At 28.2% G+C, this 9434-nt stretch carries 14 protein-coding genes; 5 read left to right on the top strand and 9 right to left on the bottom strand.

All coding sequences use genetic code 11. From position 1 onward, the window contains the following. Positions 1-5 precede the first annotated feature (5 nt). Genes CAMP5082_RS01145 through CAMP5082_RS01110 form a run of 8 tightly spaced genes read right to left on the bottom strand, consistent with a single transcriptional unit; the run spans position 6 to position 4600 of the window. Positions 6-440 (bottom strand): flagellar protein FlgN, encoded by a 435-nt coding sequence (locus CAMP5082_RS01145; RefSeq protein ID WP_263663826.1) that lies wholly within the window; start codon positions 438-440, stop codon positions 6-8. A 42-nt stretch (positions 441-482) separates the two neighbouring features. Further along, a complete protein-coding gene (locus CAMP5082_RS01140) occupies positions 483-689 on the bottom strand; it encodes a hypothetical protein (RefSeq protein WP_012661139.1) in 207 nt (68 codons plus the stop codon). Between the two features lie 60 nt (positions 690-749). Further along, the gene (locus CAMP5082_RS01135) at positions 750-1115 is read right to left on the bottom strand and encodes a rod-binding protein (RefSeq protein ID WP_039617679.1); all 366 of its coding nucleotides are present in this window, start codon (positions 1113-1115) and stop codon (positions 750-752) included. Next, positions 1115-2161, bottom strand: a complete 1047-nt coding sequence (locus tag CAMP5082_RS01130; RefSeq protein ID WP_337205673.1) for a flagellar basal body P-ring protein FlgI — start codon at positions 2159-2161, stop codon at positions 1115-1117. Before CAMP5082_RS01130 ends, CAMP5082_RS01135 begins: the two co-directional genes overlap by 1 nt. A gap of 57 nt (positions 2162-2218) precedes the next feature. Beyond that, positions 2219-2875: an RsmD family RNA methyltransferase gene (locus CAMP5082_RS01125; RefSeq protein WP_263702479.1), complete on the bottom strand. Its 657-nt coding sequence runs from the start codon at positions 2873-2875 to the stop codon at positions 2219-2221. Then, on the bottom strand, positions 2868-3263 hold the full coding sequence (locus CAMP5082_RS01120) for a hypothetical protein (protein ID WP_263663828.1): 396 nt from the start codon (positions 3261-3263) through the stop codon (positions 2868-2870). The genes CAMP5082_RS01125 and CAMP5082_RS01120 overlap by 8 nt, the downstream gene beginning before the upstream one ends. Beyond that, positions 3247-3951, bottom strand: coding sequence for an HdrB C-terminal domain-containing protein (locus CAMP5082_RS01115; protein WP_337205672.1), 705 nt, complete (start codon positions 3949-3951; stop codon positions 3247-3249). The genes CAMP5082_RS01120 and CAMP5082_RS01115 overlap by 17 nt, the downstream gene beginning before the upstream one ends. A gap of 10 nt (positions 3952-3961) precedes the next feature. Then, on the bottom strand, positions 3962-4600 hold the full coding sequence (locus CAMP5082_RS01110) for a DUF5644 domain-containing protein (protein ID WP_257396275.1): 639 nt from the start codon (positions 4598-4600) through the stop codon (positions 3962-3964). Between the two features lie 97 nt (positions 4601-4697). On the opposite strand from CAMP5082_RS01110, the gene CAMP5082_RS01105 reads away from it, so the two are divergent. The 5 genes from CAMP5082_RS01105 (at position 4698) to fldA (ending at position 8211) form a co-directional block, all read left to right on the top strand. Next, positions 4698-5519, top strand: coding sequence for a thiamine-phosphate kinase (locus CAMP5082_RS01105; protein WP_337205671.1), 822 nt, complete (start codon positions 4698-4700; stop codon positions 5517-5519). Continuing rightward, on the top strand, positions 5488-6621 hold the full coding sequence (truD, locus tag CAMP5082_RS01100; RefSeq protein WP_337205747.1) for a tRNA pseudouridine(13) synthase TruD: 1134 nt from the start codon (positions 5488-5490) through the stop codon (positions 6619-6621). Before CAMP5082_RS01105 ends, truD begins: the two co-directional genes overlap by 32 nt. Before the next feature lie 86 nt (positions 6622-6707). Then, positions 6708-7025, top strand: coding sequence for a DUF2325 domain-containing protein (locus tag CAMP5082_RS01095; RefSeq protein WP_337205670.1), 318 nt, complete (start codon positions 6708-6710; stop codon positions 7023-7025). Position 7026: 1 nt separating this feature from the next. Continuing rightward, positions 7027-7719 carry a hypothetical protein gene (locus CAMP5082_RS01090; protein WP_337205669.1) on the top strand — a complete coding sequence of 231 codons (693 nt, stop codon included), beginning with the start codon at positions 7027-7029 and terminating at the stop codon, positions 7717-7719. Beyond that, a complete protein-coding gene (fldA, locus tag CAMP5082_RS01085) occupies positions 7720-8211 on the top strand; it encodes a flavodoxin FldA (protein WP_337205668.1) in 492 nt (163 codons plus the stop codon). A 29-nt stretch (positions 8212-8240) separates the two neighbouring features. On the opposite strand, the gene CAMP5082_RS08460 is transcribed toward fldA, so the two are convergent. Next, complete coding sequence (locus tag CAMP5082_RS08460; protein WP_442863316.1) at positions 8241-8765, bottom strand: methyl-accepting chemotaxis protein; 525 nt, start codon at positions 8763-8765, stop codon at positions 8241-8243. Positions 8766-9434: the final 669 nt, after the last annotated feature.

Here is a 9434-nt window from a genome sequence, read left to right as displayed (position 1 = left end):
AGCCTTTAAACATTAATCTTAAATAATGAATCTGGAATTGTTTTATTGTCTCCATAAGCATTATTTGTTCCATTTTGTTCAAACATTGCATTTAAAAGATTGTCGTAAAAATTTTTAATAATAAGAGCTAGTTTGGCATATTCTTTATTTTTTTGGTGTAAGGTATTTAAATTTTGCTTTAAAAGAGCAAGTTTTTCTTTATCTTCGTCATCCAAAAGCTCATCTAAGCCTTTATTGTTTCCTTGGTTACTAAGTTCTACCAAAGCCTTGTCAAGATTTTTTTTAGCAATTTGGAAGTCATTTACAAGTTTAGTTTTATCTTCAACACTTTTACTTACATGTTTATGATTAGCAGCTTGAATTTGCGCTATATCTTCTAAAGTAAGATTGATGAGTTTTTCTAAAATAGAATTTGTTTCATCTAAATATTGTTTAACCATTTTTTATCCTTTCTTAGGCAGCAACCCAAAAAAGGATAAAAATTATAATAAAGAATCTGCTATTGCTTTAGAAGTGGCTTGTAGATTGATTTTGTACTCACCATTTTTAATTTGAGAAGCAATTAAAGATGCTTTACTTTCTTCTGCCTTTTGAGTTTCTTTTGCCTTGTTGTTTTCTTTGTTTTCTGTTTTATTTATATCATTAGTAGCAACCTGAGCTACATAACTTTGATGTATAGGGTTTATCATTTTAAGCCTCCAGTTCTATTGAAAAACTCTAAGAACTATATCGACACTTAAAAAAATAACTTAACCCCTTTCTTTTAAATAATCAAATAATAATTTTGAAAAACCTAACCCCCCGCTTAATGCTTTACTCATAGTATCATTATACATAGATGAATAAATTTCATCACTTGCATCTTTTCCAAATAAAGAATTTTCTTGTTTTAAAGAAATATCTAAAACACTTTTGATTAAAAAAGCTTCAAAAGCATCAGTTTGTTCTTTTAAAGCTTTATCTTCATCATTTAATGCTTGTATATGAGTTAAATCATTTTTAAAAGCACTATCTGCATAGTTTTTAGCAGCCTTGTAGCTATTGTTGTGTTTAGTAATACTTTCATAAAGTTCGCTACTATAGTTTTTGCTCGCTAAATAATTATCAACTCTCATCATATCACCTCTAATTCAGCACTAATTGCACCAGCTCTTTTTAAATTTTGCATAATAGCTATGATATCATTTGGCGCTGCTCCAAGTTTATTTAGCATTCTAGCTATGTTTGCTACTGTTGTTTTATTGTTTGTGATTTTTAAAGTATTAGATACTGGATCTAAAATACCACCATCTTTCATATCGATTTCATTTTGTCCTAAAGCTACGGTATTGTTTGGATCGATTTTTATAGTGATATCTTTATGGGTAATTAATATAGGCTCAACTTCTATATTTACTCCCGCTACTATAGTTCCTGTTCTTTCATCGATGATCACTTTACTTTCTGGAGTGTAAGCTATATCTTGTTCTAATACTCTTGCCATAAATTCAACATGAGAAAATTCTTCAGGTTTTGTTAATTTTATAGTTCTAGAATCTAAAGCTTTTGCTATGTCTGTATCAAAAATAGTATTTAAAACTCTTTCTATATTATTAGCTGTTTTAAAATCCGCTTCTTTTAAACTTAAAATCAAATCTTCACTTTGGCTAAAGTTTTGTGGAATTTCTCTTTCTACGACTGCACCATTAATAACATTTGCTGAGGTTGAGTGTGTTCCTGCTGCACCTGGTCTTGGGCTAAGTCCACCTATAGCTAAAGAGCCTTGAGCTACTGCATAAATTTCTCCATCAACCCCTTTTAGAGCTGTCATAAGCAAGGTTCCACCTTGTAAAGATTTAGCATCACCTAAAGAAGCCACACTTACATCAAGCTTATCCCCACTTCTTGCAAAAGCAGGAAGTTTTGCTGTAACCATTACTGCTGCTGTATTTTTTGACTTTATATCACCTGGGCTAACTTTTACATTCATACCCTGAAGCATATTTGAAATAGATTGTAGAGTAAATTCGCTACTTGTACCATCTCCGCTTCCATTTAAACCAACAACCAAACCATATCCTATAAGTTGGTTATCTCTAACACCTACTACATTGGTAAGTTCTTTAATAGTAGCTGCAAAAATGCTTAGACTTAGTACTAAGCTCAAAAATAATATTCTCATCGATTCTTCCTTTAATCTATGCTATTTTCATAAATTAAAGCAAAAAAGGTTCCAAATTTATATAAAGGAGTAAAAACTTAGAGTGGTTGAACCGAATTTTTTTTCTTTTGTTTTTTTGTAATTTTGTATTTTAGCTGGAGTTTTAAAAGTGCTGTGATGTTCTATGATGATGATTTTAACATTTGAATTTTTTATATTTTCTATCAATTTTAAAGTTTTTTCGTAAATATCAAAAAAACCTTCTCTAATATCAAAGGGTGGATCAAGATATAAAATAATATCTTCTTTGGAATTTTGAATAATTTGAGGGGTTTTTTTAAAAGTATCATCATTAAAGCAAATGGTATTTTGATCAATATTGGAAGCATTTTTTAAAGCGATTTCATAAGCTTTTTTATCTTTTTCTATAGCATAACTTTTTAAGCAGCCATTACTTCTTGCCTCTAATGCCATTAGAGCACTTCCTCCAAAGGCTTCTATGAAAACCTTATCTTGTAAAGAAAAACGTAAAACATTAAAAACGCAAGATTTTACTATGCTTTTGGTGCTTCTTGTGGTGTCTAGACTAGGAAGTAAAATTTTTTTACCTTTATAGATTCCACTTTCTATGGTGGTGTAAATTTTTTGAGTTTGTTTTTTTGAGTTTGTTTTTTTATCTTCTTTGTAATTTTTTAAAAAATCTTTTACGCTTTGATATTCTTGTATTTTATGCATTATTATTTTCTTCTTTGATAAGATTTTTTAACTCTGTTTTGTAAAGATCAAATATTGCATCGATTTTTTCATGACTTTCTTGACGTAATTGCTCTAAAATGGCTTCACATTTTTGATTCATAAGTTTTTTTTCACGCATGGCTATTTTATAAGCAATACTTTGTAAACTTGCATTGAAATCATTTAAAGCATTAAGTAATTCCTCTATATTAAAAGGATGAGATAAAAAATTTGATTTTTTATTGATGATAAATTGTGGTTTTTGCGTGTTAACTTTTTCATCACAGACTAAAAAATCACAATCTTTTTTTAAAACTAAAAAATCCCTCAAAGCGATTTCTAAAGTTTTTTCTAAAATTAAATCCTTACATTCAAGAGCGATTTTCATTGACTAAACTCACTTTTAATTTGTGTTTTTTTAAAGTGTATGGTACTATACCTAGAGCTAAATTTGCAAGCTCTGCAAAAGTTAAAATATAAAAATCTTCAAAATTTCTATTTGAAATAACTTGTAATTCTTTATAACATTTATCAAACATATAAAAAGAATAAAAATCCTCAACTACTAAAAAATCACAACCATTATCATAAGCATCTAATACGACAGAAGCTGCACATTTGTATGCTAATTGGGTGTTTAAATTTAAAAAACTATAGCCACAACTTTTGTATTTTCTTTCAAAATCTATTACATTTGCTTTAAGCACTTTGGCAAGTTCTAAAGAGCAGCTTGCATCCGAAAATCCCTGATATACACCTATATTAAATTGTTCAAAAAAATGCTTAATGTGTTCTTGTTTAAGATGATCTAAAAAAATCTTTGGAGCATATTGGATTTTTTCAATTTTACTCATAATTTCATAAGAGCTACATTCACAAGCTAAAATATTATCCTCATCCATCATTCTAGAATATTCATCTAAGATATCTTTTGGATCATAATCAATAATAAAATAATTTTTACCCAAAGGCTTTTCGCATAATGTGCTTTGAACTCCAACTTTATCTAAAGCACCTTTGATAATATCAAAATAACAAAATAAATCATTATTGCTATTGGTGTAGATTTTATACATTACTCATTCCTTAAAAAATACTTCTTGCAAGGCCTGATTTTACAAGCATAACTTTTAATTCTTTAATATAAGATTCATAATCAAGCTCATTTGAAGAAATAAAATTTTTAAATTTTGTGTGATAATAAATTCCTTTTTCTTCATCTGCGACTAATTTTAAAAATTGGGGTGCTTTTTCTGGGTATTTAAGTAGCATTTTATAAGCAAATACAAAAAAGCTATCGCCAAGATATTCAGGTAAAAATTCCCTAACTTCACTTGTATAATATAAAAAATCATATTGTTTATAAAGTTCTATATCGTGTATATCAATAAGTCCTTTAAAAAGTTCGAGCTTTTCTAAAAAATCACTTTTATCCATGATTAAATCTTTGGTTGCTCTTTTGGTATCAAGTGGTTCTATGGTAAGTTCTTTGCCAAATCTTTCTATGATATTATTTAAATCTCTTCTTTGTCTGATTGTAACTTGATTGACTTTAATGCAACTTTCTGGATTTTCTTCAAAATCAAAATATATGTCATCTTTTTTAATTTGACTTAAAACATCATAAACACTTTTAAAATTTTTACTATCATAAACATAAGGTTTATAATAAGCTAAATAATCACTATCTTTATCAAAACGAAAAATTCTTAAAGTTATTTGCATATTTTATCCTTGGTATTATTTTTCATTATATACATTTTAAACTTATAAAAATTTGATTATTATATAAAATTAAAAGCTTTTTGTATAAAATATTCACATGGATAAAGAAAAATTTATTATCAACGCCTTTGCTAATTCTATCAATGGAGACGATGGGGCAATTATCGATGGATATTGTTATTCTAAAGATTTATTTTGTGAAGACGTGCATTTTAAGCGCTCTTGGATGAGTTTAGAACAAATTGGAGCAAAGGCTATGCTTGTTAATATTTCTGATGCAATTGCTATGAATGCTACACCAAAATACGCTCTTTTGGGACTTTCTTTGCCAAAATGTTTAGATATGAAACAAGTTAAAGCCTTGCAAAAAGGCTTGCTAGATAGTGCAAAAGAATTTGGAGTACAAATTATAGGCGGAGATACCATAGCGGATAATAAAATCAATATTAGCATAACTATTATTTCTAAGGTAAATAAAAGGGCTATTTTTAGAAAAGGTTTGAAAAAAGGAGATTTGCTTGCTTTTAGTGGGAAATTAGGCGAGAGTTTAAAAGGTTTAAATATTTTATTTCACGGTGGAAAATTGCATTCTAAACATCGTTTTATAAAACCTAGTTTGAGACAAAATTTTTTTTATGATATAGCAAAAAAAGTTAGAGTGAGTATGGATATTTCAGATGGTTTAAATAAAGACTTATCAAGAATGTTGTTTCAAAACCAACTTAGTGTAAAATTCTTTAAAAAATTAGATAAATTTAGCTTAAATAGTGCAGAAGAATATGAAATTTTATTTGCTTTTGATAAAAAACATAAAGCATTTATACAAAATATGGCAAAAAAGCATAGAATTAAACTAAATATTTTTGCAAAAACAACAACAGGAAGGTATAAATTTTATGGAAGAGAACATCATTTTTAAACCCTTATATACTTTAAAACATAGCCCGATAGATGTGTATTTTTCAAAAAATAGCAATGATTTTGTAGTAAGAGAAAAGCCTTTATATGAATTTAGTGGCAAAGGTGAACATTTAATTTTGCATATACAAAAAAAAGATCTTAGCACTAGCGAGGCTTTGAGAATTTTAAGCGAGCAAAGCGGTGTTAAAATGAAAGATTTTGGCTATAGCGGTTTAAAAGATAAACAAGGTTTAACTTTTCAATATATTTCTATGCCTAAAAAATTTGAAGAGAGCTTAAGAAATTTTAAACATGATAAGATGAAAATTTTAGAAACTTTTTATCATGATAATAAACTTAGAATAGGGCATTTAAAAGGAAATTCATTTTTTATAAGATTAAAAAAAGTTTCAAAAGTAGATGCTTTAAAAATAGAACAAGCTTTTAAAAATATCCAAAAACAAGGTTTTGCTAATTATTTTGGATATCAACGTTTTGGCAAATTTCAAGATAATTTTTCACAAGGACTAGAAATTTTAAAAGGCAAAAAAATCAAAAATAAAAAAATGCAAGAATTTTTAATTTCTGCTTTTCAAAGCGAGCTTTTTAATAGATATTTGAGCAAAAGGGTAGAATTATCACATTTTATTAATGACTTTAGTGAAAAAGAAATAAAACAAATTTATGGTTTAGAAAAAGAAGAAGTCAAAAGTTTAAAAAATCAAACACAGTTTTTTAAGCTTTTAAAGGGCGAAGTTTTAGGACATTATCCTTTTGGTAAATGTTTTATATGTGAAGATTTATCAAGTGAAGTAGAAAGATTTAATCAAAAAGATATTAGCGCAATGGGTCTTTTAATAGGCTCTAAAGCTTATGAAGCAAACGAAGGTCTAGCTAAAAAATTAGAAGATGAGATTTTTTCTTTTGCATATGAGTTTAAAGATAAAATGCAAGGTTCAAGGCGCTTTATGTGGTCTTATTTACAAGATTGTAAAAGTTATTATGATGAAGAAAAAGCTCATTTTACTTTGGAGTTTTTCTTGCAAAAAGGCTCGTATGCCACGGTGGTTTTGGAGGAAATTTTACACACAGACATCTTTGAACAAACACATAATATATAATTTTAAAATTGATATTGAGTATCAGTTAAAATTTATCTTTTATAAATTATAATAACAATTATCATTTTTATAAAAAGGAAAGCTCAATGTCAGTTTTGGTTATCGGAGCAGATGAAATAACTCCAATTAAGGCAGTTTTAACAAACCTAGGTGCAAAAAATATAGAGCATTGGGATGCTAGAAATGAAAATAGGGTAAATAGAAAACCCATTCCACAAAATACTGAATGCATAGTTATGTTGACTAGTTTTTTAAATCATAATACTATGAAAAAAATCAAAACAGAGGCAAAAAAACGCAATATACCTTTAGTTTGTGCTAAACGCAGTGTAAGTTGTGTGTATTGTGAATATTGCAAGGTTTTTGGTCTTGATCAAACATATGAGTGCACAAAGAAGGGTTAATATGTTTGGATTTAACGAAAAAGAGGATTTTATACCTAAAATATATAGAGATTTAGAACAAAAAAGTATTAACCATATTTTTTTAAATTTATATAATTCTTTAGTTGAAGATGATCTAAAAATACCTTATGTCTATGCAAAAAAAGCTGGCTGTTTGAGAAATATTTTTGAGTTAAAAATTCAAAATATGAGTGCAGAAAGAGCTTTGAGGTTTAATAAAGTAAAGCAATTTTGCCCATATTCTCATAAAATCATCAAAGCTTATAAAGAAGGAAATTTAAGTAAAATACAGCTTGAAGCAAAGAAACCAAAATATGCTTTAGCTAAATTAATACAAAATGTGTTTTTATCATCTAGTTTTACTTTACCTTTACAAGTAGCTTTTGAGGCTTTTGTGTATGATAAAATTTGCAAAAGCAATACCAAATCCAAAGTAACAATTTACAAAAATATTATTATTATCAATGAAAAAATGGCGGTTATGCCTTTATTTTATAAAGATAATAATAAAGATATAGAGCTTGCTTTACAATTTATAAAAAATAATCCTTTTGAAAGATTTTATATTGTGTATCCAAGAAATAAAAATTTCATTCAACATGAAGAAATAAGACATAATTTATGTGAAAATAACAAAACTTTGCTAAAATTAGTTCCCTATACTATTAATAATCAAATTTTAAGGAGATGTTAAATGTCAATAGCAGTAATTTATGGTAGCTCTATGGGTAATACTGAAAGTGCGGCAAATATGATTGCTCAAAAATTAGGAATTTCTGATGTATTAAATATCGCAGATATTAATGCAGAAAAAATTAATTCTTATGATAAATTAATTTGTGGTACTTCTACTTGGGGAAGTGGAGATTTTCAAGATGATTGGGATGGTTTTGATTTTTCTGCTTTAAATCTTAGCGGTAAAACTGTTGCGGTTTTTGGTATGGGAGATAGTGAAAGCTACTCAGATACATATTGTAGTGCTATGGGCAAACTTGCTCAAGCTTTAAAAGCAGCAGGCGCAAATTTAGTTGGTGCTGTTTCTACAGGTGGTTATACTTTTGAAGCAAGTGATGCAGTGGAAGGTGATAAATTTGTAGGACTTGCATTAGATAATGATAATCATGAGGATTTAACTGAAAGTAGAATTGATGCTTGGTTAGAGCAAATTAAACCTTCTTTTTCTTAAATATTAGATGCCTTTTAGGCATCTAATATTTAAAATTTTCTTTTTTTAGTTTCACTTAGTATATCTTGTGCTAAAGAATCTACTTCATTTGCAATAGCATTAGTTTGTATGGCTGTTTGAGAGTTTTGTTGTGTGAGCTTTTCTATAGTAGCTACCGATTCGTTAATTTGACTGATATCGTTTGCTTCTTCTTTTATAGATTCACCCATATCACTTATAGATTGAACTAAGATATTAGTATTAGCTTCTATTTCACCTAAAGACTTTTGAGTTCTTTCTGCTAGATTTCTAACTTCATCAGCAACAACAGCAAAGCCACGTCCGTGTTCTCCTGCACGCGCTGCTTCAATAGCTGCATTTAATGCAAGCAAGTTGATTTGCTCAGCTATATCTGAAATTACTGTAGTAACACTTTTAATATCATTGCTTTGTTTTACAACATCTTGCGCTTTAATAGAGATTTCACTCATGGCTGAGTTCATTTGCTCTAAAGCTTTTGCACTTTCTTGTAGTGATGAGGTTTGATGTGTGGCATCATTGGTAAGTTCTTGCATACTTTGTTTGAGTGCTTCAGCCTTTTGGTTTAATAATTCACCTTGATTAAGTGATTGTGAGAGCATGTTTTTGATTTCATTTCCAAGTGCATTGATTGCTTTTTCAACATCACCTTTTGGTGTGTTGATAGCCGCTGTAAAATCTAAATGTTTGTAGCTATCAAACACAGCTTGAATTTCATTTAAATCACTACCGATTTTTACTTGTAAGGTAGTAAGCATTTTGTTTAAAACTTCTATAAGTTCTTGAATTTGAGGATTATTAGCATGAGAACTAATATGTAAATTAAGCTCACCTGTTTCTATTTTTCTAGCAACATTTACAGATTCATCAATAGCTTTTGCGTCTTTGCTTAAGGCTTCTTTGATTATTTCGATATTTTCATTAATTTCATCTGCCATTTTTCCAAATTCATCTTGAGTTTTAAGCTTAATAGGATGAGAGTGAGAATCTTTGTGATTTAAATAATTAAAGAAATTATGTAATCCTGATGAAATGATTGTAATTGGTTTAAGATTGTAAGAAATAATCATTCTAATAAAAATCAAAGTGAAAAAAATAGCAATCAAGGAAATAATAATTTGTTCCATTAGTGTTTGTTTAGCTGCATCATTGTAAAAATCATAATCAGCTATAGAACAGATAACATATTTTGGATTAATTCCACC

It is taken from the genome of Campylobacter sp. LMG 17559 (genome assembly GCF_024723605.1).
GTDB lineage: Bacteria > Campylobacterota > Campylobacteria > Campylobacterales > Campylobacteraceae > Campylobacter_D.
Note: the sequence above shows the minus strand (reverse complement) of the source record. Positions and strands in the feature narration are given on the sequence as shown.

Coding starts and splice junctions, on each gene's coding strand:
- CAMP5082_RS01105 (WP_337205671.1), top strand. CDS start 4,698: ATGGATAAAGAAAAATTTATTATCAACGCCTTTGCTAATTCTATCAAT.
- CAMP5082_RS01135 (WP_039617679.1), bottom strand. CDS start 1,115: ATGAGAGTTGATAATTATTTAGCGAGCAAAAACTATAGTAGCGAACTT.
- CAMP5082_RS01130 (WP_337205673.1), bottom strand. CDS start 2,161: ATGAGAATATTATTTTTGAGCTTAGTACTAAGTCTAAGCATTTTTGCA.
- CAMP5082_RS08460 (WP_442863316.1), bottom strand. CDS start 8,765: ATGCAAGAACTTACCAATGATGCCACACATCAAACCTCATCACTACAA.
- CAMP5082_RS01140 (WP_012661139.1), bottom strand. CDS start 689: ATGATAAACCCTATACATCAAAGTTATGTAGCTCAGGTTGCTACTAAT.
- CAMP5082_RS01110 (WP_257396275.1), bottom strand. CDS start 4,600: ATGCAAATAACTTTAAGAATTTTTCGTTTTGATAAAGATAGTGATTAT.
- CAMP5082_RS01125 (WP_263702479.1), bottom strand. CDS start 2,875: ATGCATAAAATACAAGAATATCAAAGCGTAAAAGATTTTTTAAAAAAT.
- CAMP5082_RS01145 (WP_263663826.1), bottom strand. CDS start 440: ATGGTTAAACAATATTTAGATGAAACAAATTCTATTTTAGAAAAACTC.
- CAMP5082_RS01090 (WP_337205669.1), top strand. CDS start 7,027: ATGTTTGGATTTAACGAAAAAGAGGATTTTATACCTAAAATATATAGA.
- CAMP5082_RS01120 (WP_263663828.1), bottom strand. CDS start 3,263: ATGAAAATCGCTCTTGAATGTAAGGATTTAATTTTAGAAAAAACTTTA.
- CAMP5082_RS01115 (WP_337205672.1), bottom strand. CDS start 3,951: ATGTATAAAATCTACACCAATAGCAATAATGATTTATTTTGTTATTTT.
- CAMP5082_RS01095 (WP_337205670.1), top strand. CDS start 6,708: ATGTCAGTTTTGGTTATCGGAGCAGATGAAATAACTCCAATTAAGGCA.
- fldA (WP_337205668.1), top strand. CDS start 7,720: ATGTCAATAGCAGTAATTTATGGTAGCTCTATGGGTAATACTGAAAGT.